The sequence below is a fragment of the Faecalicatena contorta genome (assembly GCF_022835095.1).
Classification (GTDB): Bacteria; Bacillota; Clostridia; order Lachnospirales; family Lachnospiraceae; genus Faecalicatena; species Faecalicatena contorta.
On sequence record NZ_BQNQ01000001.1, the window covers coordinates 2,621,571 to 2,647,770 of the forward strand.

At 48.5% G+C, this 26,200-nt stretch carries 19 protein-coding genes; 4 read left to right on the forward strand and 15 right to left on the reverse strand.

Annotated features, from left to right (window positions below):
• Positions 1-204 precede the first annotated feature (204 nt).
• From MWG26_RS11705 to MWG26_RS11740, 8 genes are all read right to left on the reverse strand, one after another.
• Positions 205-1,368 carry a phosphoglycerate dehydrogenase gene (locus MWG26_RS11705; protein WP_025657380.1) on the reverse strand — a complete coding sequence of 388 codons (1,164 nt, stop codon included), beginning with the start codon at positions 1,366-1,368 and terminating at the stop codon, positions 205-207.
• 1 nt (position 1,369) lies between these two features.
• Positions 1,370-2,452: a 3-phosphoserine/phosphohydroxythreonine transaminase gene (gene serC / locus MWG26_RS11710; protein ID WP_025657379.1), complete on the reverse strand. Its 1,083-nt coding sequence runs from the start codon at positions 2,450-2,452 to the stop codon at positions 1,370-1,372.
• 84 nt (positions 2,453-2,536) lie between these two features.
• Complete coding sequence (ilvB, locus tag MWG26_RS11715; protein WP_025657378.1) at positions 2,537-4,216, reverse strand: biosynthetic-type acetolactate synthase large subunit; 1,680 nt, start codon at positions 4,214-4,216, stop codon at positions 2,537-2,539.
• 13 nt (positions 4,217-4,229) lie between these two features.
• Positions 4,230-5,903 (reverse strand): dihydroxy-acid dehydratase, encoded by a 1,674-nt coding sequence (ilvD, locus tag MWG26_RS11720; RefSeq protein WP_025657377.1) that lies wholly within the window; start codon positions 5,901-5,903, stop codon positions 4,230-4,232.
• Between the two features lie 60 nt (positions 5,904-5,963).
• Complete coding sequence (gene leuB, locus MWG26_RS11725) at positions 5,964-7,052, reverse strand: 3-isopropylmalate dehydrogenase (protein WP_025657376.1); 1,089 nt, start codon at positions 7,050-7,052, stop codon at positions 5,964-5,966.
• 753 nt (positions 7,053-7,805) lie between these two features.
• Positions 7,806-8,111: a preprotein translocase subunit YajC gene (gene yajC, locus MWG26_RS11730; protein WP_025657375.1), complete on the reverse strand. Its 306-nt coding sequence runs from the start codon at positions 8,109-8,111 to the stop codon at positions 7,806-7,808.
• Between the two features lie 96 nt (positions 8,112-8,207).
• Complete coding sequence (tgt, locus tag MWG26_RS11735; RefSeq protein WP_025657374.1) at positions 8,208-9,344, reverse strand: tRNA guanosine(34) transglycosylase Tgt; 1,137 nt, start codon at positions 9,342-9,344, stop codon at positions 8,208-8,210.
• Positions 9,345-9,378: 34 nt separating this feature from the next.
• Entirely contained in the window at positions 9,379-11,226 is a 1,848-nt protein-coding gene (locus tag MWG26_RS11740; protein WP_330639552.1) for a L,D-transpeptidase family protein, read from the reverse strand.
• Positions 11,227-11,390: 164 nt separating this feature from the next.
• Between MWG26_RS11740 and aroC the strand changes: the two genes are divergently transcribed.
• The 4 genes from aroC to MWG26_RS11760 are packed head-to-tail and all read left to right on the forward strand — an operon-like array spanning position 11,391 to position 16,254.
• Positions 11,391-12,506, forward strand: a complete 1,116-nt coding sequence (gene aroC / locus MWG26_RS11745) for a chorismate synthase (RefSeq protein WP_117440846.1) — start codon at positions 11,391-11,393, stop codon at positions 12,504-12,506.
• Entirely contained in the window at positions 12,496-13,569 is a 1,074-nt protein-coding gene (locus MWG26_RS11750) for an ABC transporter ATP-binding protein (protein ID WP_117440847.1), read from the forward strand. The genes aroC and MWG26_RS11750 overlap by 11 nt, the downstream gene beginning before the upstream one ends.
• Positions 13,559-14,374 (forward strand): ABC transporter permease, encoded by an 816-nt coding sequence (locus MWG26_RS11755; RefSeq protein ID WP_025657372.1) that lies wholly within the window; start codon positions 13,559-13,561, stop codon positions 14,372-14,374. The genes MWG26_RS11750 and MWG26_RS11755 overlap by 11 nt, the downstream gene beginning before the upstream one ends.
• On the forward strand, positions 14,371-16,254 hold the full coding sequence (locus MWG26_RS11760) for an extracellular solute-binding protein (RefSeq protein WP_025657371.1): 1,884 nt from the start codon (positions 14,371-14,373) through the stop codon (positions 16,252-16,254). The genes MWG26_RS11755 and MWG26_RS11760 overlap by 4 nt, the downstream gene beginning before the upstream one ends.
• A gap of 820 nt (positions 16,255-17,074) precedes the next feature.
• Here the strand turns inward: MWG26_RS11760 and MWG26_RS11765 are convergent.
• The 7 genes from MWG26_RS11765 to pap all read right to left on the reverse strand — a co-directional run bounded on the left by MWG26_RS11765 (position 17,075) and on the right by pap (position 26,069).
• Positions 17,075-18,748 carry a nucleoside kinase gene (locus MWG26_RS11765; protein ID WP_025657369.1) on the reverse strand — a complete coding sequence of 558 codons (1,674 nt, stop codon included), beginning with the start codon at positions 18,746-18,748 and terminating at the stop codon, positions 17,075-17,077.
• Between the two features lie 95 nt (positions 18,749-18,843).
• Positions 18,844-19,626 carry a Nif3-like dinuclear metal center hexameric protein gene (locus MWG26_RS11770; RefSeq protein ID WP_025657368.1) on the reverse strand — a complete coding sequence of 261 codons (783 nt, stop codon included), beginning with the start codon at positions 19,624-19,626 and terminating at the stop codon, positions 18,844-18,846.
• Positions 19,616-20,326, reverse strand: coding sequence for a tRNA (adenine(22)-N(1))-methyltransferase (locus MWG26_RS11775; RefSeq protein ID WP_025657367.1), 711 nt, complete (start codon positions 20,324-20,326; stop codon positions 19,616-19,618). Before MWG26_RS11775 ends, MWG26_RS11770 begins: the two co-directional genes overlap by 11 nt.
• Positions 20,327-20,336: 10 nt before the next feature.
• Positions 20,337-21,446, reverse strand: coding sequence for an RNA polymerase sigma factor RpoD (gene rpoD / locus MWG26_RS11780; RefSeq protein WP_025657366.1), 1,110 nt, complete (start codon positions 21,444-21,446; stop codon positions 20,337-20,339).
• A gap of 67 nt (positions 21,447-21,513) precedes the next feature.
• Positions 21,514-23,289 (reverse strand): DNA primase, encoded by a 1,776-nt coding sequence (gene dnaG, locus MWG26_RS11785; protein ID WP_025657365.1) that lies wholly within the window; start codon positions 23,287-23,289, stop codon positions 21,514-21,516.
• A 58-nt stretch (positions 23,290-23,347) separates the two neighbouring features.
• Complete coding sequence (locus tag MWG26_RS11790) at positions 23,348-24,349, reverse strand: deoxyguanosinetriphosphate triphosphohydrolase (RefSeq protein WP_025657364.1); 1,002 nt, start codon at positions 24,347-24,349, stop codon at positions 23,348-23,350.
• A 172-nt stretch (positions 24,350-24,521) separates the two neighbouring features.
• Positions 24,522-26,069 (reverse strand): polyphosphate:AMP phosphotransferase, encoded by a 1,548-nt coding sequence (gene pap, locus MWG26_RS11795; protein WP_025657363.1) that lies wholly within the window; start codon positions 26,067-26,069, stop codon positions 24,522-24,524.
• Between the last annotated feature and the right edge of the window lie 131 nt (positions 26,070-26,200).

The following is a 26,200-nucleotide window of genomic DNA, read 5'->3' on the forward strand; positions in this document are numbered from 1 at the left end:
CATCCATGTATAATTGTATACAATTATACATTCTGTGTCAATAGTTATTTAGTTCGTGTCTTCCAGCTGCCAAAGTGGAGGAAAGGAAAAAGAAGGAAAATCAGGTCTGCCCCGGTTTTCCTTCTTTTTTTCCTTTGCCCACTCTGCAGCCAGAACCCGTTTCCAAGCCCCCCTGTGTTCGGTTTCTTTGCCATACATTAGTCACTAAAGAATAACTCTCACTTTAAGAACCCCATCAATACTGCCAAGTTCCTCTTTTACAGCGTCAGATACGTCTCCATCTACGTCAATCATAGTATAAGCATATTCTTTTCTGCTCTTATTTGCCATCAACGAGATGTTTAATTTTTCTTTAGCGAGCAGTGCTGTGAACTGTCCGAGCATGTTTGGTATATTATGATGCAGGATGGTGATTCTGGAGCCCTCACCTTTCTGTCCCATATCACAATCCGGGTAGTTTACGGAATGTGTAATATTACCATTTTCCAAGTAATCAATGGTTTCCTTGACCGCCATTTTTGCACAGTTGTCTTCGGATTCCTCTGTGGAAGCTCCAAGATGGGGAATTACAATTGCCCCTTTGACTCCTGTGACCTCCGGTGTTGGGAAGTCTGTTACATAACATTTCACGTTTCCTGCAACAAGGGCATCAACCATGTCCTCACTGTTTACAAGCACATCTCTTGCAAAATTCAGAATAACCACATCTTTTTTCATCAGGCTGATCGTATCTTTGTTGATCATGCCCTTCGTATCTTCCAGCGCCGGTACATGAATGGTGATATAATCACATTCTTTATAGAGCTCATCTACCGTTTTTGCATGGTGGATATTACGTGAAAGCTTCCATGCTGCATCGACGGATACGTATGGATCATAACCGTATACTTCCATTCCGAGATGTGTCGCTGCATTAGCAACCAGAACGCCGACTGCTCCGAGTCCTATGACACCCAGTTTTTTGCCTTCCAGCTCGGTCCCGGCAAAAGCCTTTTTCTTCTTTTCGGTCATCTTGGCGATGTCCCCGTCCTCTTCATTCTCCTGAACCCAGCTGATACCGCCTATTATGTCACGTGCTGCAAGAAGCATTCCCGCGATCACAATTTCTTTTACACCATTGGCATTGGCGCCAGGAGTGTTAAATACGACGATTCCTTTTTCTGCACATTTGTCCAGCGGGATATTGTTAACGCCCGCACCTGCGCGTGCGATGACCTTCAGGCTGCTGCTGAAGTCCATATCATGCATTCCTGCGCTTCTTACGAGGATGGCGTCCGCCTCTCCTGCATCTTCTGTTCTTACATAGTTTTCATTAAATTTTTCCAGTCCCACCTGGGCTATTGGATTCAGGCAATTATACTTATACATTTTACAGATTCTCCTCCTCGAACTTGTTCATAAATGCAACGAGTGCTTCTACACCCTCATATGGCATTGCATTGTAAATGCTTGCACGCATGCCGCCCACACTTCTATGACCTTTCAGATTCTCCAGGCCTGCGGCTTTCGCCTCTTTAACAAACTTGGCATCCAATTCAGCATTTCCTGTAACAAAAGGCACATTCATCAGAGAACGGTCCTTTGGCTCAACGGTGCCTTTGAACATCTTGCTCTGATCCAGGAAATCATACAGAAGCGCTGCTTTCTTTTCGTTGCGGGCCTTCATTGTCTCCAAGCCTCCCATGCTCTTGAGCCATTTAAATACCTTTCCGCAAATATAGATGCCGTATGCCGGAGGGGTATTGTAAAGGGACTTTGCGTCTGCGTGTGTTTTATATGTAAGCATGGTCGGTGTGCCGGGCAGTACGTCCTCCGTTATTAAATCTTCACGGATAATAACGATCACAACGCCTGCAGGCCCGATATTCTTCTGGACTCCTCCGTAAATCACCCCATATTTGCTTACGTCCACTGGTTCAGACAGGAAGCAGGATGATACGTCGGCAACCAGAGTCTTGCCTTTTGTATTCGGAAGTTCTTTGAATTTGGTTCCGTAAATTGTATTGTTTTCACAAATATACACATAATCGGCATCCTCTGAAACCGGAAGGTCAGAGCAATCTGGTATATATGAGAACGTCTTGTCTTCAGACGATGCTATTTTGTTAACTTTCCCGTATTTTGCGGCTTCACTGGCAGCTTTTTTCGCCCACTGTCCTGTTACAATATAGTCAGCTACCTTATTTTTCATAAGGTTCATCGGTATCATGGCAAACTGCTGGGAGGCTCCTCCCTGCAGAAACAGGACTTTATAGTTGTCAGGAATATTCATAAGCTCTCTCAGGTCAGCCTCTGCTGATGTAATGATCTCTTCGAAAGCCTTTGAGCGATGACTCATTTCCATGACCGACATGCCGGTTCCCTTGTAATCCAACATCTCTTCTGCTGCTGATTTTAAAACTTCTTCCGGTAAAACTGCCGGCCCTGCTGAAAAATTGTACACTCTACTCATTTCAAATTTCCTCCTGCACTTTTTATACTTCATCATTGATAGGTTTCATTACAACTCAAGCCATCTCTATCCCGTCTTCGAGTACTAATGGCTGATATCGCTCTCGTCAAAAGCTTCGCTGATTGCAGCTCCCGGAGCTACCATGGGCCATACTTTATCATCACTGTCGATCTGGCAGTCGATGACAACCGGCTTATTCAGCGTTAATGCTTTCGCAAATGCCGCCTGGAATTCATCCTTTGTGGTTACACGGATCCCTTCGGCCCCCATGGCCTCTGCCAGCTTCACAAAATCCACCGCATCGTTCAGAACGGTGGCGGAATAGCGCTGCTCATAAAACAGATTCTGCCACTGGCGGACCATGCCGAGGACGTGATTGTTAATCACAACCTGGATGACGGGAATCCGGTGCCGCACCGCTGTGGCTATTTCATTCATATTCATACGGAAACATCCGTCTCCTGCGATATTAACCACAATGCTGTCGGGACAGCCGGTCTTCGCACCAAGAGAAGCTCCCAGGCCGTATCCCATCGTTCCCAGACCACCGGAAGTCAGGAAGGTACGCGGCTTTGTATACTTGTAATACTGCGCGGCCCACATCTGATGCTGCCCGACCTCTGTTACTACGATGGCGTCCCCTTTTGTCTGTCTGTAGATTTCTTCTACGACATAGGGGCCTGTCAGTCCGTCCGTATGGTAATTGAGCGGGTATTTTTCTTTGTATTCCTGGATTTTACTCATCCATTCGGGGTGGCACTGCTGTTCCAGGCCTGCATTTATCTTCTTCAGGACTTCTTTGATGTCGCCCACAACGCCAGCGGTAATAATGACGTTTTTATTCATCTCGGCCGCATCGATATCAATCTGAAGAATCTTTGCATTCTTTGCAAACTTCCTGGTATTGCCGGTCACTCTGTCGCTGAACCTTGCGCCGATAACAATCAGCAGGTCACATTCGCTGACCCCGTAATTGGACGTCTTGGTCCCGTGCATGCCAAGCATGCCCGTATATCTTCCATCAGTTCCCGGAAATGCGCCCTTACCCATAAGTGAATCCGTGACTGGCGCGTCAACTTTATGTACAAACTCCAGCAGTTCTTCACTTGCACCCGATAAAACGGCTCCGCCGCCGACAAAGATATAAGGGCGTTTTGCCTTATTGATCATGGTGATTGCTGTCTCCACTTCTTTGTCAGAGACTTCCTCAGCACCCATAGGGATGACGGGAGCAATTGCTTCACACTTATAATCGGTTTTCTCACCCGTCACATCTTTCGGAATATCAATCAGTACCGGACCGGGGCGGCCTGTCTGCGCGATTCTGAATGCCTTGCGGATCGTCCCGGCCAGCTTACTGACATCCTTTACGATATAGTTGTGCTTTGTAATCGGCATTGTAATACCTGCAATATCAATCTCCTGAAAACTATCCTTGCCGAGCAGGGATACGCCGACATTACAGGTGATTGCGACAACCGGGATGGAATCCATATAAGCCGTAGCAATGCCGGTAACCAGGTTCGTGGCTCCCGGTCCGCTTGTGGCAAAGCAGACACCAACTCTGCCCGTCGCTCTCGCATATCCGTCTGCAGCATGCGCAGCCCCCTGTTCATGGGAGGTCAGGATATGCGTGATCTCATCACTGTGTTTATATAAAGCGTCATAGACGTTCAGGATCGCGCCGCCCGGATACCCGAAAACAGTATCCACACCCTGCTCTTTCAGACATTCAATGACGATTTCTGCTCCAGTTAAATGCATTGATAAGGACCTCCTAATTTGTCTTTGGCACTTCCAGTATTGCCCCTCTGTTGCCAGATGTAACCATAGATGCATATCTTGCCAGGTATCCGGACTTAATCTCCGGCTCCTTTGGATGCCATTTAGCTCTTCTGGCCGACATCTCTTCATCTGAAACGTCCAGCTCCAGCTTCAGCTCAGGGATATTGATCTTTATAATATCGCCCTCCTCTACCAGCGCAATCGGTCCGCCCACAGCAGCTTCCGGTGACACATGCCCGATGGATGCGCCGCGGGATGCGCCACTGAAACGTCCGTCCGTAATAAGCGCCACCGTAGATCCAAGCCCGTATCCTGCAATTGCAGAGGTTGGGTTGAGCATCTCCCTCATGCCCGGGCCTCCTTTTGGTCCTTCATAGCGGATGACAATAACATCCCCCGGGTTAATCTTCCCTGTCTTGATCGCCTCGGTGGCAGCCTCATCGCTTTCAAAAATTCTGGCAGGCCCTTCATGTACCAGCATCTCCGGAACAACTGCGGAACGCTTAACCACGCTTCCGTCAGGTGCAAGATTTCCCTTGAGCACTGCAATTCCACCGGTTTCGCTGTAAGGATTTTCAATCGGCCGAATGACTTCCGGATTGAGATTCGTACAGCCTGCAATATTCTCACCCACAGTTTTACCTGTCACAGTCATACAATCCGTATGCAGCAGGCCTTTTTTATTTAACTCATTCATAACGGCGTACACACCGCCCGCCTTATCCAGATCTTCAATGTATGTATGGCCTGCCGGTGCAAGATGGCACAGGTTCGGCGTTTTTTCGCTGATTGAATTTGCAAATTCAATTTCAAAATCCATTCCGATCTCATGAGCGATAGCCGGAAGATGCAGCATGCTGTTTGTGGAGCAGCCCAGAGCCATATCTACGGTTAATGCATTAAGAATGGCCTCCTCCGTGATAATATCTCTTGGCCGGATATTCTTTTTCACCAGTTCCATTACCTGCATGCCCGCATGTTTAGCCAGCTGCAGCCTGGCGGAGTAAACTGCCGGAATCGTTCCGTTCCCACGCAGCCCCATACCAAGAGCCTCCGTCAGACAGTTCATGCTGTTCGCTGTGTACATACCGGAACAGGAACCGCATGTAGGGCACGCTTTATTTTCAAACTCACATAAATCCTCTTCGGACATTGTTCCTGCCGCATAGGAACCAACGGCCTCAAACATGCTGGAAAGACTGGTTCTGCCGCCCTTCACGTGTCCCGCGAGCATAGGCCCTCCGCTGACAAAAATTGTCGGAATGTTGATTCTGGCCGCGGCCATCAAAAGCCCAGGCACATTTTTATCACAATTCGGGATCATCACAAGGGCGTCAAACTGATGTGCCATTGCGAGCGCTTCTGTTGAATCAGCGATTAGGTCTCTTGTGACAAGAGAATACTTCATTCCCACATGCCCCATGGCAATCCCGTCACAGACAGCGATTGCCGGAACCATAATAGGGGTTCCTCCCGCCATCGCCACACCCATTTTAACTGCCTCAGTGATCTTATCCAGATTCATATGCCCTGGCACAATCTCATTGTAGGAACTGACTACGCCCACAAGCGGTCTGTCCAGTTCCTCCTGCGTCATTCCCAGCGCATGAAACAAAGAACGGTGGGGCGCCTGCTGGCTTCCCTTTGTTACTGTATCACTTCTCATAGTTTTAAAACCTCCTTTTCTACTTATGCCATTACTCCTGCTGTTATAACTCTGATCTACCTAAATGTTTATATAGGAACAGATCTTGTCACCCATCTCACTGGTGCCAATCTGTGTATTTCCTTCCGACATAATATCAATCGTGCGAAGCCCGTCTTTTAATACTTTTGAGACTGCGTTTTCGATGGCATCAGCTTCCTTATCCAGATCAAATGAGAACCGGAGCATCATTGCCGCCGACAGAATTGTTGCAATCGGATTGGCAATCCCCTTGCCCGCAATATCAGGAGCCGAACCGCCGCTTGGCTCATAAAGCCCGAACTTTGTCTCATTAAGACTGGCTGATGCAAGCATTCCAATTGATCCGGTAACCATACTCGCCTCATCCGACAAAATATCCCCGAACATATTCTCCGTCAATATCACGTCAAACTGGCTCGGATCCTTAACCAACTGCATTGCGCAGTTATCCACCAGCATGTTTTCCAAAACCACCTCCGGATAATCGGCAGCCACTTCCTCTACTACCTTTCTCCACAGTCTGGAAGAGTCCAGTACATTCGCCTTATCCACGCTCGTCACTTTCTTCCTGCGCTTCATGGCAATGTCGAATCCCCGTTTTGCAATACGGCGTATTTCCTTTTCATTGTATGTAAGTTCATCATATGCAGTCATAACCCCGTCCACTTCCACGGTCTTTCTCTGTCCAAAATAAAGCCCGCCGGTCAATTCCCGCATAATCATCATATCAAACCCCTTTGCTGCGATCTCAGCTTTCAGAGGGCACGCCTCCTTCAGCTCATCATACAGCACAGCCGGCCTCAGATTTGCAAAAAGATTCAATTCCTTCCGAATCCTCAGCAGCCCTGCCTCCGGTCTCTTAGATGGTTCCAGCTGATACCACGGAGAAGTTGCGGCATCTCCGCCGATAGACCCCATCAGCACCGCATCACTTGCCTTGGCAAGCGCAATCGTCTCATCCGTAAGAGGAACGCCATTCACATCAATAGAAGCCCCTCCCATCAAAAGCTGCGTATAACAGAACTCATGCCCGAATACTGCTCCCACTTTATCCAGAACCTTCATCGCTTCCGTCACGATCTCCGGCCCAATACCGTCCCCTTTAATCACTCCGATGTTCAGTCTCATACCAAATACTTCCTTCCAAATATATATGTAATAGAATAAAAATGCTAATTTTTATCATACCGTATTTTTCGCCACGTTTCAACCCTTTAATGCGAATTTTGGGATGACTGGGGTAGGAGTGCGTCAGGGTGGACGCCGGCGGCAGGGGAAGGAGGGGCAGCTGAGGGCGGAATTTGGGGATAAGCAGCTCTAAATTAAAAAGGGCGGAAAAATGGCGGGCACCGCAGCCGCCCTACTCCCCCTGCCGCCGGCTGTTTCATCCGGCCGGCACATAAAGTCCCATCCCATGGAGGGTTTCGAAGTGAGAGCAGCGGATGTGCCCTGGCAAAGTGAATCTTTCACCAGACAGGAAATTAGCAAATCAGCAGATCAGTAAATTCCACGCCGTCTCCTCCCAACGCAGCCCATATAAGCCAACCCCATCCGCCGCCCTCCCCAGCCTTTCACCTGCTGAATAGCCGACCTCCCGCCCGGATGGGCCTAGCCCGTCAGGGAACACATGGTGATTCCCGGGGCATCTAAGTGCGCGGTTAGAAACACTTACAGCGAAAAAGCAGCAGCTGATGGATGAAAACTGATTACCAAATCAGTTTTCAAGGCCGCCTGAGCTTAGAAATCATCAGATTTCTAAGTGAATGCGGCTGGTTCCATCAGCTGCTGCTTTTTCGCTGTTAGTGTTTCTTCGCAAACGGCCTGCCCCGGGAATCACCATGTGTTCCCTGACGGGCGTCCCTCACCCCGCGGATCCCTAGCCTATTCAGCACTAGGCTTCTCGATCTGGGCAATTGCCGCTTTCTGCATTGGTATCCTGCAGTTTTTATTGTTACCAAATTCTACGATTACATCGTCATCTGTGATATCAATAATTACTCCATAAAAACCGCTTGTTGTCAAAGCGGTATCGCCTACTTCCATTGTGGAAAGCATTGCCTGTACTCTCTTCTGCTCTTTCTTCTGAGGGCGCATAAGCAAAAACCACATACCACCAATAATAACAACATAGATCAGGATAATTCCCCCCATCCCTGTTGCTCCGCCTGCCGCTAATAATCCATTCATTTTAAATCCTCCTAATTACTATCTCTACAAACAATAAGTTTACTATACACAAAATTGGACAATTCTTCAAGTATCTTTTGGAATTTCACTAAATTTTTATGCCTCTTTCATACCTTCCATTCCATCCAGCTTCTTTTTCTTATACGCTTTATACTCGCCGGCTTCAATGGCCGCCCTTATTTCTTCCATCATCGTGTTATAGAAATAGAGGTTGTGCAGGACGCACAGGCGCATGCCCAGCATTTCTTTTGCCTTGAGGAGATGGCGGATATAGGCTCTGCTGTAGCTTCTGCAGGCGGGGCACTGGCATCCTTCCTCAATGGGGCTGTCATCCAGTTCAAATTTTGCATTAAACAGGTTTAGTTTTCCGTGGTTTGTGTAGACATGTCCGTGTCTTCCGTTCCTTGTCGGATAAACGCAGTCGAAGAAGTCCACACCTCGGTCTACGCCCTCGAGTATGTTGGCCGGCGTTCCTACTCCCATCAAATAAGTCGGCTTTTCCAGTGGAAGGTAAGGTACAACGGCATCCAGAATACGGTACATGTCTTCATGGCTTTCCCCTACCGCGAGGCCTCCCACGGCATATCCGTCCAGTTCGAGCTCCGTAATCTGTTTGGCATGCTCAATCCGGATGTCCTCGTAGATACCGCCCTGGTTGATACCGAACAACATCTGCTGCGGATTGATCGTATCGGGCAGGGAATTTAGGCGTGCCATCTCCGTCTTGCACCGCCTCAGCCAGCGGGTCGTTCTTGCCACGGAATCCGTCATATACGCTCTGTCTGCCACGCTGGAGGGACATTCGTCAAATGCCATTGCAATTGTAGAAGCCAGGTTTGACTGGATGTGCATGCTTTCTTCCGGCCCCATAAAAATCTTTCTTCCATCTATATGGGAATGGAAATGAACGCCTTCTTCCCTGATCCTACGCAAATCAGCAAGGGAAAACACCTGGAACCCGCCAGAATCCGTTAAAATCGGCTTGTCCCATTTCATAAATCTGTGAAGCCCGCCCAGCTTCTTTACTACCTCATCGCCTGGACGCACATGAAGGTGATACGTGTTGGAAAGCTCCACCTGCGTCTTAATTGTCTGAAGATCATCTGTGGAAACTGCACCTTTAATGGCGGCTGCAGTACCCACATTCATAAATACCGGAGTCTCTATCACTCCGTGAACCGTATGAAAACGGCCCCGCTTAGCAAGACCGTCCCGTTTTAATAATTCGTACATAGTAACCTCATCTGTTATATAATTTTTCAAGCACTTAATAATGTATGATCACAGGTGTGCCCATTCCGATCATATTGAATAAAGCCTCAGCCTGGCCATATGGCATGTTTATACATCCATGGGAACCAATGCTTGTATATAGAGAGCCCCCGAATCCAGGCTGCCATGTGGCATCGTGGAAACCTATTCCACTCCAGGTCACACGCATCCAGAAACTGACCGGCGTCTCGTATTCAGGTTCTCCCGTGTCGGGGTCAATCTCTCCGACCAGAGTCTTATTTCGCTGGATCTCCAGAATATTATAGACGCCCGCAGGGGTTTCCTTCTCCGGTGTCGGATAACCTGTAACTACATCCGTCTCAAGCGCAACGGCGCCGTCTACAATATACCACATATGCTGGGCAGACAGATCCACTTCCGCATAGGTGTTCCCCCAGTCCGCAGGCGCATGTGCAGCTGCTGTCTGATAGTAAGCCGGTTCTTTTTCTGCCGTTTCCCCATTCTTGATGCTGTTGGTCAGCGCTTCGAATTCGGTATCCTCATCGATGGACCAGCCATAAGTGCCTCCGGATACTTCCGCGCTCTTTCCGGTTGGAGTAACGATTGTCCTGGTCGTCCCCACTGTATCGTATTTGTCACCAAATTCAGTCAGCCAGGATTTGACCGCCTCTTCGTTAAAGGTTACGTTCATATTCTCATCGGCGGTAACCCATGTGGAGATCAGTGCCTTATCAACAACTTCCCGCTCGGTCATTGTATATGTAATACTTGCCTTACAGTAGTTATTCATGGTATCGCATGCCTTTTTTACTTCCTCGGACTCTGAGGTAAATCTTGGCTCTGCATAACATTTTTCCTTTTCCATATCCAGTTCCGTCTGAAACTCGGAAATATACTGGTGCACCTTTTCCTTCAGCACGTCCATATTTACTGCGGTGCCGATCACTTCCGGTTCTATGACAAACTTCTCTCCGTCAAACTTTGGATACGCGGACTGTGCGGGAACCTGTTCAGCAGTCACTGCCTGGAGACTCTGTATCTTAGAATCCAGCGCAGACTGATCATAGGAAACCTCAACCGTCACTTTCGCCGAGTTCTTTGAAAAGAAAGCCGCCGGCCAGAGGAAACCATTCTGCTTTTTCAATGCTTGCTTGATATCATCATTTTCCTTGTAGGTTAATGAGATCTCGCTTCCGGCAATCGTGTCGGACTTATTGTCCTTTTCTTTGACTTCCAGCTTATAGCCATCGACCTGTTCTTTCATGTATGCCTCTACATCCGCAGGGGTCTTACCTGAAAAATCATGCCCGTTAATCTCGGTGTTCATAAAGAAATGGCTCATAAAGAATACGGAGACACCAATATAGACCACCGCTACAGCAGCCACAACGCTGCCTGTAATTATCCAGAGCTTTTTCATACTCTTCTTTTTTCTGCCTTTCTTTTTCCCAGACTTCTTATTTTTCTTCTTTGGCTCTTCCTCCTCGAAGATGTCTTCAAATTCTATCTCCTCGTCTTCCTCCTCAAACTCTCCGTCTTCCTCGTATTCATCTTCATAATACCTGCCGCTGCCAGTATCGTATTCCGCGTCCTTCTGTACGGAGGAACGGACTTCGATCACATCAGGAATCACCTGGGTTCTGGCCATATCCCGGGGCTGCTTTGCCTGCCCCCTGCCGGTATCAGTGCGGGCATGCTCTTCTTCCGGCTCCTCTTCCTCCTCTTCTTCATCGAAGAAGTAGTCCTCATCATCTTCATCTATCTCATCGTCCAGAAAATAATCCTCAGCTGCTTCATCGATCTCATCCTGGTAGTATTTCTCTTCTTTTTCTTTATCTTCTGGGTGAATGCTGTCTGAATTTGTCTTATTCCTGTCGCTCATCTAGTATTGCTCCCTCTTTTTTAATCAATATCTAGTCCACATTATATTACGAAACAAGGGAAATGTACAGTAAAAAAGTATGAATTTAAAGATAAATTAAGGATTGCACGATTATATAACTTCTTATATAATAAGTCTATGTGCAAAAAGAAAGGAGTATTTCCATGAGTGGTTCAACATTTGGCAGATTATTTCGGGTAACAACCTGGGGGGAATCCCATGGTGCCGCTATAGGCGCTGTAATCGACGGCTGCCCCGCAGGGCTCCCTTTAAGCGAAGCAGATATACAGACATTTCTGGACCGGCGGAAGCCCGGGCAGAGTAAATATACAACAAAGAGAAACGAGGCGGATCACGTAGAGATTCTGTCCGGTATCTTCGAAGGCAGAACAACTGGCACACCAATTTCTCTCATCGTCCGCAATCAGGACCAGCGCTCCCGGGATTATGGGAATCTGGCGTACACCTTCCGTCCTGGGCATGCGGACTATACTTTTACTCAAAAATATGGCATACGCGATTACCGCGGAGGCGGCAGGTCATCGGGCAGGGAGACCATCGGGCGTGTCGCTGCCGGCGCAGTTGCTTCCTTATTATTAAAAGAGCTTGGAATCGGGCTCATTTCCTACGCCAAATCGATCGGCCCGGTTCACATCCCGGAAGAAGATTATCATTTTACGGAAATCACAGAAAACAGCCTCTATATGCCAAACAACGAGGCCGCTGCCAAAGCCGCCGAACATCTGGATACTCTGATCGCGGATCAGGATTCCTGCGGCGGCACGATTGAGTGCCGGGTAACCGGGCTGCCTGCCGGACTCGGGGAAACGGTATTCGACAAACTGGATGCGTGCCTTGCAAAGGCGGTTATGTCCGTAGGCGCGGTGAAGGCTGTGGAGATCGGGGACGGACTTCAGGCTGCATCTTTGACAGGAAGTGTCAATAATGATGCATTTGCTTCCGAAAACGGGAGAATATATAAAAAGACGAATCATTCAGGCGGTGTGCTTGGAGGGATGAGCGACGGATCCACGCTGATCGTCCGCGCAGCGGTTAAGCCAACGCCTTCTATTTCCCAGACACAGCAGACCGTGACGGAGGATGGGGAAGAGACATCCATATCCATCCATGGGCGCCATGATCCCATCATCGTCCCGAGAGCCGTTGTTGTCATCGAGTCTATGACCGCCCTTACATTGGCGGATCTGCTTCTTGAGAACATGGGAAGCCGCTTGGATAAAGTGAAAGCTTATTATACGGAGGAGAAGAATGTCCAATAAACTGATTGATATTGTAAACATCACAAAATCATTTGATGAGAATGTAGTTCTGGATCAGCTGGATCTCTATATTCGTGAAAACGAATTTCTAACGCTTCTGGGCCCAAGCGGCTGTGGAAAAACTACTCTCCTGCGGATTCTCGGCGGTTTTGAGACGCCGGATTCCGGGGATATCATCTTCGATGGAAAAAACATTAATAAGCTGCCGCCCAACCGCCGTCAGCTGAACACTGTCTTCCAAAAATATGCCCTATTCTCCCATATGTCCATTGCAGAAAATATCGCCTTTGGCCTGAAAATCAAAGGCAAATCAAAAGGTTATATCCAGGATAAGATTCGTTATGCTCTGAAGCTGGTCAATCTCGAGGGATATGAGGACAGAAGCCCCGACTCCCTGAGCGGAGGCCAGCAGCAGCGCATCGCCATCGCCCGTGCAATCGTCAACGAACCAAAGGTACTGCTTCTGGATGAACCACTGGGCGCCCTGGACCTGAAGCTGCGCCAGGATATGCAGTACGAGCTGATCCGTTTAAAAAATGAGCTTGGGATCACGTTTGTCTACGTGACCCACGACCAGGAGGAAGCCCTGACCATGTCTGACACAATTGTTGTCATGAACCAGGGTTACATCCAGCAGATCGGTACGCCCGAGGACATCTATAATGAGCCGCAGAACGCGTTTGTCGCGGATTTTATTGGGGACAGCAACATCCTCCCGGCCACTATGGTGGAGGATAAGGCGGTAAAGATGCTCGGAACCGTCTGGCAGTGCGTGGATGTGGGCTTCGGCAGGAACAAGCCCGTGGATGCGGTGATCCGTCCGGAAGACATCGACCTGGTAAAGCCGGAGGAAGGCATTATCGAGGGCGTGGTTACCCACCTGATCTTCAAAGGTGTCCACTATGAGATGGAAGTCCTTGCGAATAACTATGAGCTTCTGGTACACAGCACGGATATGTTCCCGGTTGGGACCGAAGTGGGAATCAGAGTAGATCCATTTGACATACAGATCATGAAAAAACCGGAGTCTGAAGATGCGGAGGCGGTAGGAATTGAAGAGTAGAAAACTATTGAGCGGCCCCTATTTATTCTGGGCGGCATCCTTTATTATCATCCCTCTTCTCATGATCGTGTATTACGGACTGACGGATAAAGAGGGAGGCTTTACCTTACTGAATCTGGCACAGATTACAACGCCCGAGAATCTGAAGGCTCTCGGCCTAGCGCTGCTGCTTTCCTTCATAAGCACACTGCTCTGCCTCGTACTCGCATACCCTCTGGCTATGATTCTTTCGGAAAAAAATGTAAATCAGACCAGCTTCATTGTTCTGATATTCATCCTTCCCATGTGGATGAATTTTCTTCTGCGCACACTGGCGTGGCAGAACCTGCTGGAAAAGAACGGGATCATCAACAGCATTCTGGGATTCTTCCATCTCCCGGCACAGACGCTGATTAATACGCCCTATGCCATCGTACTGGGCATGGTATACAATTTTCTGCCGTTTATGGTGCTGCCCATTTACAATGTCCTTGCCAAGATAGACAAAGACGTTATATTTGCTGCACGCGACCTTGGGGCAAGCGGTATCCAGACATTTTCAAAAATCATACTACCCTTAAGCGTTCCGGGCATCATCAGCGGAGTCACCATGGTGTTTGTTCCTTCGCTGACGACCTTTGTCATCTCGGATCTGCTGGGCGGAAGCAAGATCCTGTTAATCGGAAATGTAATCGAACAGGAATTCAAACAGGGAAGCAACTGGCACGTAGGTTCCGGTCTTTCTCTTGTTTTGATGATTTTTATTATTGCCAGCATGGCGCTGATCGCCAAATACGATAAGAATGGGGAGGGGACCGCATTTTGATAAAAAACGCTGCAAAACGCTTTTACTTAATACTAATTTTTATCCTGCTCTACTCTCCCATTGTAACCCTGATGGTGCTGTCCTTTAACAGTTCCAAGACCCGTTCCAAATGGGGAGGATTTACGGGCAAATGGTACGCCGCCCTTTTCCAGAACCGGGATATTATGAATGCGCTGTATACAACGCTCATCATCGCCCTCGTTTCGGCCCTGATCGCTACCATCATCGGAACCGCCGCGGCGATTGGGATTCAGGCCATGAAGCCCAAATTCCGCACCTTTTTCATGGGAGTCACCAATATTCCCATGTTGAATGCCGATATCGTAACCGGTATCTCCCTGATGCTTTTATTTATCGCATTCCGCTTCTCACTAGGGTTCAAAACCATTTTACTGGCCCACATCACGTTCAATATTCCCTATGTGATTCTTAGCGTCATGCCCAAGCTCAAGCAGACCAGCAAACACACCTATGAGGCCGCGCTGGATCTGGGGGCTTCCCCGGTATATGCCTTCTTCAAAGTCGTTTTTCCGGATATTATGCCGGGCGTATTTTCCGGTTTTCTTCTGGCCTTCACCATGTCGCTGGATGACTTTGTAATCACACATTTTACAAAGGGTCCTGGGGTGGATACCCTCTCCACGAAAATCTACAGTGAAGTCAGAAAAGGCATTAAGCCCGAGATGTACGCGCTGTCCACCATCATGTTCGTGACAGTCCTGGTTCTTTTGTTCCTTGTAAATGTAACCCCCGATAAAAAGGAGGCTGCAGGCGAAAAGCGGCTCAAAATCCAGAGAAAGCACAAAGTATCCCGCCTTATTTTCCGTAAAATACTGCCCACGGCCATGGTGATCGTTATCATAGCAGGCGGCTTTTTCTACGGCTCCCAAAACAGTTCTTCCGGAGGCAATCAGGTGATCGTCTATAACTGGGGCGAATACCTGGATCCCGAGGTAATTACCATGTTTGAAGAAGAAACCGGGATCGATGTAGTCTATGAGGAATATGAGACAAACGAGATCATGTATCCAAAGATCCAGTCCGGTGCTATTGCTTACGACGTGGTCTGTCCTTCCGATTATATGGTGCAGCGCATGATTGAAAACGACCTGCTCTCAGAAATCAACTTTGACAATGTGCCCAACATAAAATACATTGACAGCACCTACATGACCCAGTCCCGCCAGTTTGATCCTGAGAACAAATATTCCGTCCCCTATCTCTTCGGCACGGTCGGAATCTTATACAACAAAACCATGGTGGACGAACCCATAGACAGCTGGAGCGTCCTCTGGGATAAAAAATACAAAGACAGCATCCTCATGCAGGACAGCGTCCGTGACGCTTTCGGTGTCACGCTCAAATACCTTGGCTATTCCCTGAACTCCACAGACCTGGACGAACTGGAGGCCGCCAAAAAGCTTCTCATCGAGCAGAAACCGCTGGTACAGGCATACGTAGTAGACCAGGTCCGCGACAAAATGATCGGAAACGAAGCCGCCATAGGCGTCATCTATTCCGGTGAGGCGCTCTACACTCAGGTAGAAAATCCGGATCTGGAATATGTCATCCCAAAAGAAGGCTCTAACCTCTGGATCGACTCCTGGGTCATCCCGAAAAACGCAAAGCACAAAGAAAACGCCGAGAAATTCATAAACTATCTCTGCCTGCCCGAGATAGCCAAAATGAACTTCGACTACATCACCTACTCCATCCCGAACTCCGAAGGACGCAAACTCATCGAGGAAGACTGGATGAGGAACAGTGAAATAGCATTTCCTGATCCGGAAGATCTCAAAAACTGCGAAACCTTCCAATTCCTGGGGGATGAAAATGATGCCATTTATAACCAACTTTGGCGGGAGGTGAAGTCGGAGTAGGGGGGACGCTGAGCGAAAGGAGCTGGGGGCGGGGCTTCCTATGCTGTTTTTGGAGCCCGGCCGCTTGCTAAGAATCCGTAACAGGGAAAATGAGGGAAATGAAGGTACTAGTCGCATTTGGCGTGAAATCTGATGATTTCACACCGCAGGCGGCTACAGGATTTGATTTGGTAAATCAAATCCTGCCCTTCATTTCCCTCATTTTCCCTGTAACGGATTCTAAGCGCGCTATGAGGGTTCCAAAAACAGCATAGGAAGCCCCGCCCCCAGCCCCTTTCGCTCAGCTAGTCGCACCCGGTAGGTAGGACGGCTTGCACGGGAGTAAATGGACGGGGACAGCGTATGGTAAGGCCCGGGTGTCACATTGTGCCTGCGCTATGTTGATCTGTCACAAGCAGGCCCCGCTTCCCCAGCCCAATCCGCCTCCCCCGTCAGATTCCCCCCCCTATAAGCGGCATTATTTCCGCCAGGATGCGCCAGCCTGTCTGAGGAGGGAGTTCAGCCGGGAGGCGGGGGACTTTGCATGTGCTTTCTGAGAAGCATAGAGAGCGCCGTGTAACCCCTTAATAAAAACCATGCCGGATGGAAAGGCTAAAATCTGCTTCACAAAAGCAGATTTTAAGGCGGCCTGAGCCGCGCAATTCATCAGAATTGCGGGGTGAATGCCGCCGGTGCCTTTCCATCCGGCATGGTTTTTATTTAGGGGTTGCAGGCAAACGGACAGCTTTCAGAAAGTACATGCAAAGTCCCCCGCCTCCCGGCTGAACTCCCTCCTCAGACAGGCGTCCCCCCTAGCCAAAAATTCCCGCTTACAAAAAATCTACACATTGAAACAGCCCCCTCCGATGAATTCTCTAAGCAAGGAGTTTGTGGGCACGGACTCACTCCCAATCCCCACAAAGTAATCAAAGAATTTCAGGAGTCTTTTTGCCTCTACGTATTCAGGGCAGTCTTTTCCCATTCCGAACAGCAGGGGCTCAACGTACTGTTTTAGGACGGCCAGTTCATATAAAAGGGAAGAATTGAACATGACGTCTGCTTCTTCCTGATACGGGAAGATGTTCTCCTCCTCTCCTTTCCTTACCGACGGCCATCTGGCGATGGTGTTTTTGGCGGAGTTGCCTCTTGTTCTGGCATCTCTTACGATACGGCGTATGAGACGCCCGTCGGTGGACGGAATTCGGTTGTGTTCGTCAATGTTCAGCTGGGTCAGGGCGCTGATGTATATCTTGAATTTGTTGTCGTTGTTTAGTGATTCTGTCAGCTTAGGGTTCAGACAGTGTATTCCTTCAATGACCAGGATATCCTGTGTGTTCAGTTTCTTGGGAATGCTGCCGTATTCTTTCTTTCCTGTCTTAAAATTAAAGGTGGGCAGGTATACCTCCCTGCCGGAGAGAAGGGCCTGCATGTCTTCGTTGAACTGGTCTACATCGATGGCTTCCAGACATTCGAAGTTGTATTCGCCGTTCTCATCTCTTGGTGTGCGCTCACGGTCAACAAAATAGTTATCAACGGCAATTGGGTGCGGCTGCAGCCCATTGACGCGGAGCTGGATGGAAAGCCGGTGTGAGAATGTTGTCTTTCCGGAGGAGGAAGGCCCTGCTATCAGGACAAACTTGGCCTCCGGCCTGTCGGCTATCTGCTTGGCGATCTCCCCGATCTGGCGCTCCTGGTACGCCTCCTGTACCAGCACGACCTCGCTCATATCATGCTGCGTCACCATATCATTCAGGGCTCCGACCGTATCGATGCCCTGCATATCTCCCCAGAGAACCGATCTTTTTAATACCTGAAACAGCTTTGGCCTGGGTGAGAATGGCTCTACAGTCTCAGGCGATTCCAGCGTAGGCATCTGTATAATAAACCCTTCATCATACAGGTAGAGTGCATAATACTTCAGATACCCTGCATCCGGCACCATATATCCGTAATAGTAGTCTTCAAACTCGTTCATACTGTAAATGTTGACTTTGGATACTCTCCTGTATTCGAACAGCCTCTCTTTATCAAACATTCCGTGTTTCCGGAAAAGCTCGACGGCTTTTGTGGTATGGACGGAGCGCTTCTCGATCCGGATTTTCTCCGCAACGAGTTCCTTCATGCGCTCATCCACTTGATCCAGGAATTCCTGGTTGAGCTCCACATCCCCTTCTACCGTACAGTAATATCCCTTGCTCATGGAAAAATGAATCCTGACCCGCTCCACTTTGTCATGGCCTCCGACGTCGTGTACCGCTTTGACAAGCATAAAGCACAGGCTTCTCTTGTAAGTCTCATATCCGATAGGATCTCCCGTTGTGATAAATTCAATCTCCCGGCAGTCCTGCTCCAGTTTTTTATCCAGTTCCTGGAGATGGAACTGATTGATAAAGACGAGCACAATCTGATGTCCGTATCTGGCCTGATATTCCTGTGCAATCTCCTGATAAGTCGTTCCCACCGCGTATTCTTTCGTCTCTTCTCCGATGCGTACTGTACAAGTTGTTGATTCCATAGCATTCCTTTCCGCAGTTTTCCTGCCTCTTGTTCCATTGCCTCTGATTATGATATGCCGGCGTATCCGGTCGTTAACGATGATGAAATGTTCCTTTACAGCACCTGGAACGGATGGATAATGGGTGCTGTTACCACTTTCAGACAGGGCAGCCTGGTCTGAAGAAATTGTTTCATATCTTCTATAAAAATATATTCTGTCCCGTAATGGCCCGCATCGATAACTGCAAGCCCCTGTCCCACTGCATCCAGGCCCTCGTGATGGCCGATGTCGCCGGTAACCAGCACATCTGCCCCCGCCTGTATGGCGGGTACAACCGCGGTTTTTCCCGATCCCGGAGAGACCGCCAGCCTGCCGACTTTTTTATCCAGATCTCCAAATACCTTCACCGAGCCTAATTCCAGTTTATTCTTTACAAAAGCGCAGCATTCCTCAAGTCTCATGGTATTTTTCAAAGTGCCGACCCTGCCGATGCCTTCCGGCACACCGTTCGTCTCTGAAGTGATATCCAGTACCTGTGCGTCTTCCAGTTCCAGAACCTTTCCGGACAGATCTGCCATCCCCAGGACGTCATAATTTGTATGCATTGCATAGTAAGAAATGTCAGACTGTATGAGACTTACGAGCCTTTTACCGATGAAATCTCCGTCCGTAATACGTTTTAAAGGCGAAAAAATCAGCGGGTGATGGGTAATCAGCATATCAGCGCCTGTTTCCTTCGCCTGCTCAATGACCTGGTCGGTAGCATCCAGTGCAAGATAAATGCAGTTTACATCCTTGTCAGAGCGTCCGGCCAACAGGCCCACATTGTCAAAATCCAGTGCTGCCGACTTTGGGTAAGCCGCCTCTATTATCGTCATGATTTCTTTACATTGCATAGTAATCCAGCCCCTTTCTCACATATTCCAGTTCTTCTTTTAATTCACCGAATCGCCGCAGAGCCTTTTCACTGCTCTGCCCCTCCAGTCCTTTGAGTATCTCTGACTTCAGAGACATCTCACGTTCGAGAAATGCCTTCAGCACGGGATGGCGTCTCTCCAGCAGGTATTTTCCGTATCGGATCTCCACATCACTCCAGCATTCAGAGTGAGAGTTTCGCTCCCCGAATGTTCTCACCTTCATCATAGGATAAAACTTTCCATCCTCAAGTACCATATCTTCCCGGATAAACAAAAAACCTTCCTCTAAAAGAAAGGCTCTAACTCTTGCTATTTCCGACTGCGGCTGCAGGATAAACTCCTTCATGCCTGCGGTGACATCCGGACTATTCTTCAGAATCCGGATCATCAGGCCGCCGCCCATCCCCGCAAGTACTGCTGTCTCGGCCTCTCCAGGCCGGAGGGCACACAGGCCGTCTGACAGCCTCAGCTCTATCCGGTCTGACAGACCATTCTCTTCCACGTGTTCTCTTGCACGGACAAGCGGCCCTTCGTTGATATCCATCGCAAAGGCCGAGGGGATCACTCCGTGTTTCACCAAATAGATCGGAATATAGGCGTGATCCGTTCCTATATCCGCTGTAATATATCCGGCAGTCGCCAGAGCGGCGACTGCCTGCAATCTCTTTGATAATTCCATACGCCCGTACCTAGTCCAGATAATCCCTAAGCTTACGGCTCCTGCTTGGATGGCGGAGCTTGCGGAGGGCTTTCGCTTCGATTTGGCGGATACGCTCACGGGTAACGTCGAATTCTTTTCCCACTTCTTCGAGAGTTCTTGCCCTGCCGTCATTCATACCGAAACGCAGACGCAGTACTTTCTGCTCTCTCTCCGTCAGTGTGTCTAGCACCTCGTCCAACTGCTCTTTCAGCAGGGTCTGTGCCGCCGCCTCTGCCGGAACCGGCACATTGTCATCCTGGATAAAGTCTCCCAAGTGACTGTCTTCTTCTTCACCGATCGGAGTCTCTAGTGACACAGGTTCCTGGGAAATCTTCAAAATCTCACGCACACGCTCTACGGGCATGTCCAGTTCCTTCGCGATCTCCTCCGGCGTGGGTTCACGCCCTAATTCCTGCAAAAGCTGTCTGGATACACGGATCAGTTTGTTGATTGTCTCAACCATATGCACAGGAATACGGATCGTTCTGGCCTGGTCTGCGATTGCCCTGGTGATCGCCTGGCGGATCCACCATGTTGCATAGGTACTGAACTTATACCCTTTATGGTAATCAAACTTTTCCACCGCCTTGATCAGACCTAAGTTTCCTTCCTGAATCAGGTCAAGGAAGAGCATTCCACGGCCAACATATCTTTTTGCTATACTTACCACAAGTCGGAGGTTAGCCTCGGCAAGCTCTTTCTTTGCATCCTCGTCTCCCTCCTCCATACGCTGTGCCAGCTCAATCTCTCTCTCCGCACTCAAAAGCGGAACCTTCCCGATCTCTTTCAGATACATACGCACAGGATCTTCTATACTGACGCCGTCCGGTACAGAAAGGTCGATATTCTCCATATCCACCTCTTCCTCATCAGTAATGATGACTTCAACGTCTACGTCATCATCATCTCCGCTGATTCGAAGCACATCAATATTATTTGACTCAAGATGGTCAAATACCTTTTCCATCTGCTCTGCGTCCAACTCCATATCATTGAAAAAGTCATTGATTTCCTGAAGTTCCAGGATGCTTTTCTTTTTCTTGCCCAACGCAACAAGTTCTTTCAGCCTCTCGTCAAATTTCTGTGTGTTTTCTTCCATGTGTCCATCCTTCCTTTGCCTACGGCCGGTATACCCCGGTATAGGGCTATCTTGTTTTATTTTATCCTTATTCAATAGAAATATGCAGTTTCTTTATATCATCAAGTCTGCGCTTCTCTTCCATGAGCCTCTGCAGCCCTGCCATATCCGTCGGATCCAGGTGCATTGTCCGGTCGTCGATGCTGTGTCTCTTTACACGCAGTATCGTTTCCTTCAAAGCCTGCTCCTGCTCCTCTTTTGTTGACAGTTCTCTGATCTTTGTATGGAATAAAGAAGCGGCTTCCCTGTGCTCTTCTTCCGCTGTAAAGTGATTCAATATCTTTGCCGGGTTCAGTTCCCCTGAGCCGTACTGCTCATAAAGCAGCTCTGCCACCGTCCTGTACAGCTCCTCCGTAAAGTCCTCCGGGCTTATGTAGCGCTTGATGGTACCAAATAGCTTCTCGTCCTCGATCATCCATGTCAGAAGGATCTTCTGGGATACGAGAATACCGTTCTCCTTCGGCTTTCCCCCTCCGGATGCCTGTCTTGGCCTTGCTGCGGGCTTTGCCATACCTTCACTAATGGCGGTCTTGGTCACAAGCTTTTGCAGGCTGTCCTCACTGACCTTGTAGGCTTTTGCCACGGCTTCAATATAGTTGTTTCTTTCCAGTTCATCCTCAAATCCGGTCAGCCGCTTAGCTGTTTCCTTAAAAAATGCGGTCTTTCCCTCAGGGGATTCCATGTCATAGTCCTTTGCCAGAATCTCGAGGCTGAACAAAAAACCGTTCCTTGCACTGCCTATCCGCTTTTCAAACTCTTCTGCCCCCAGGTTCTTAATAAATTCATCGGGGTCTTTATAGGGATCCATCCGGATTACTTTTGCGGAAATTCCTGCCTCCTTCAAAATCGGTACCGCACGGAGCGCTGCCTTTGTCCCCGCCTCATCGCTGTCGTAAGTCAGATAGACCTCTTGTACATACCGCTTAATCAAAGAGGCATGTCCGGTTGTCAGCGCCGTACCGAGGGAGGCCACCGCATTTGTGAATCCCGCCTGATGCAGGGAGATCACATCCATATATCCTTCGCATATGAGAAAATAAGGCTTTCTTGAAGTGCGTGCCCGGTTCAGGCCGTACAGATTGCGGCTTTTATCAAAAATCGCCGTCTCGGGTGAATTCAGATACTTAGGCTTCCCATCTCCCATAACACGGCCGCCGAATCCGATTACACGGTTGTTCACATCCATGATCGGAAACATGACCCGGTTCCAGAACTTATCGTATACACCGTTTTTCTCATCTGTATTGATCAGCCCGGCCTGGCGGATCAGATCCTCACTGTAACCTTTCTTTCTGAGATACTGGAACAGGTCATTGCTGTACTTGTTGGAGTAACCCAGTCCAAAAGCCTTGACCGTGTCATCCGAGAGTTCCCTGTTCCTCAAATATGTATATGCTGCTTTGCCCTGCTCAGATTTTAGCTGCACATAAAAATACTGCGCCGCAGCTTTATTGATCTCCAAAAGCATTGCGCGTAAGTCGGCTTTCTCTTTGGCTTCTTTCGAATATTCCATTTCCGGAAGCTCCACGCCAGCCCTGTCGGCCAGAAACTTTACAGCCTCTATAAACGAAAAATTCTCGTATTCCATCAGAAATGTAAATACATTGCCGCCAGCGCCGCAGCCAAAACAATAATACATCTGTTTTCCTCTGCTCACAGAAAAAGACGGCGATTTTTCATTGTGAAACGGACAAAGCCCAAAATAAGAACTCCCTTTTTTCTGCAGCCGCACATAACCGGAGATTACATCCACGATGTCATTTTTCATTCTTACTTCTTCTATCAATTCTTCTGGATAATACATTTATTCCTCCATAAAAAAAGCCCTATATATTATATTCGACAAAACATTCTGATTTCCTTTAATTTTTCCATGCTTCCGGAACAAAAAATTCTTCATACTTTTTTACCGCATAATTATCGGTCATCCCCGCTATGTAATCGCATACAATCTGCTCCCTGCAGCTGTCCGTCCTGTCAATCGCCTGCAGGTATTGCAAGGGGAGCTGTTCGATATGATGGATATAATAATCATACAGCTGTTCAATCAGGCGCACTGCCTTGTCTTCCTCCCCCTTTGCCTTTGGATTCAGGTAAACATTTTCAAACATGTATTTTCTGAGGCCGATCATTGCAGTTTCCACCTCTTCGGACATGATGATCGCCGGTTTATCCATACTGTGGATGATCACGTCATGTACCATGGTGTTCAGACGTTCTTTGCTGGTATTACCAAGAACCCTGCGATATTCGTAAGGGATATCTTCCTCCACGAGAATGCCTCCCCGGATTGCATCGTCGATATCGTGATTGATATAGGCTATCTTATCCGAAAGACGGAGCACCTGGCCCTCCAGGGTGCGGGGAGTGCCTGCTGTGGGATGGTTCAGGATGCCGTCCAGTACTTCCCATGTCAGGTTCAGGCCGGCTCCCTGCTTCTCCACACATTCCACGACTCTCACACTCTGTTCGTTATGGGAAAAATGGTATACGCGGTTCAGGGCGCGCTCCCCTGCGTGGCCAAAAGGCGTATGCCCCAGATCGTGGCCCAGTGCAATCGCCTCCACCAGATCCTCATTCAGCCTGAGGGCTTTTGCAATCGTCCTGGCATTCTGAGAGACCTCCAGCGTATGCGTCAGCCTTGTCCTATAGTGATCCCCTTTGGGCAGCAGAAAAACCTGGGTCTTCTGCTTCAGGCGCCGGAAGGATTTGCAGTGCAGAATCCGATCCCTGTCGCGTTGAAATACGGGCCGGATATCGCATTCCGGCTCCTGCCGCTTTCTTCCCTTTGAATTTCTGCTAAACGTTGCATAAGGGCTTAAATATTCTAGTTCCCGTTCTTCCAGCTGCTCTCTGATTGTCATAGGCTTATTCCTCACACTGAATCCTGACTGCAGGGGACAAAACATAATCTTCCATAACAAAATACTTCTATATATAATATATTCTGTGTTTACGATTTATTTCCTTTTTATTGGTATCTGTACAGAAACATGAGCAACAGTTCAGACCTGTCTGAACTGTTACCATGAGCCGTTACTCTTCTTGTTCTTTTATACGTTTTTCGATTGCCTGCACAACCGTCTCCAGTACTTTTATACGGGCATAATATTTGTCGTTTGCCTCAACTACAACCCATGGGGCATATTCTGTGGATGTGCGTATCAGCATCTCGTTGACCGCTTCCTCATACTGATCCCACTTCTCCCGGTTCCGCCAGTCCTCATCCGTAATCTTCCACTGTTTCTGCGGATTTTCCTGACGGGCCCTAAAACGGCGTTCCTGCTCTTCCTTGTCAATCTGCATCCAGAATTTAAGAACAATAGTCCCGGAATCCGCCAGGTCACGCTCCATATCGTTCATTTCCTTGTACGCCCTCTGCCATTCCTGCTTTGTACAGAACCCCTCGATCCGCTCAACCATAACGCGTCCATACCATGTACGGTCAAAGATTGCGATGTGCCCTGCCTTGGGCATTGCCGTCCAGAACCTCCAGAGATAGTGATGTGCTTTCTCAATATCATTGGGGGACGCCGTCGGATTTACCACAAATCCTCTTGGATCCATTTTTGCAGTTAGTCGTTTGATTGCACCGCCTTTTCCACCTGCATCCCACCCCTCGAAACCGAGCACGACCGGAATCCGCCTCCGGTATAATTCGCTGTGAAGAAGACTCATGCGTTTCTGCAGTTTTTTCAGCTTCTCTTTATATTCTTCTTTGGTCAGGCTCAAACTCAAATCAGATTTGGCAAGAACAGACTCCTGCAGTTCTTTTCCGTTGATCTCCTGTTTGGGAATTTCTGTGCCACTGCAAGCCTCCACGTCCATCTCGGCAATCGCCTCGGCTGCTTTCTCCTTTGCCCTTGCCTTTTTTACTTTTTCCAGCTGTTCCTCCAGGGCCTTGATGACAACCGTATAGATCTTCACCGCAGCAAACTCTTTATCCATTGCTTCGATAATGGTCCACGGCGCATAGTCCGTATCTGTGATCTGAAGCATCTCCTCGATCATCTGCGTATACTCACGGTATTTTACATTCCGCTCCAGGTCGCCCTGGCTCACACGCCATGCAGTCTCTTTTGAGCTTCTGAGCTTTTGGAAGCGTTTTTTCTGTTCCTTCTGGTCAATTGCAAGGAGTAATTTGATGATTGCGGTACCGTCGTCCGTTAACTGCTTTTCAAACGAACAGATGGACTGGTAGGCATCGGGAACCTCTTTTTTCCGTGTTCTTTTATCAAAACGGTCGATCAGCACCTTTCTGTACCAGCTGCCGTCGAATATGGCGATCCTGCCCTTTTCGGGAGTTTTTGTCCAAAATCTCCATAGGAAAGGATGCAGCCGCTCTTCTTCTGACTCATCCTTAATGGCAAATACCTTAAAGCCCCTGGGGTCCAGGCTCTGGATCAATTCTCCGATCTGCAGCCCTTTCCCAGCTGCCCCATATCCTTCAAACACGATCATCACAGGGATATTCAGAGCCTTGCACTGGCGCTGAAGTTCTCCCATCCGGCTCTCAAGCATCGGCATTTTCGCTTTGTATTCTTCTTTCCTCATTGATTTGGTAAGGTCCACTTTCTCTAACATAATTTTCTCCTCCCGTCCATTACTGATTTTAGTATTCACGAGCCAGTTCATTTATAAACGCCGGCATCTTGTACAATGTCAGATGCACTCCTTTTATGTCACTAATTATACCACGGTTTCCGCCTTCCGGA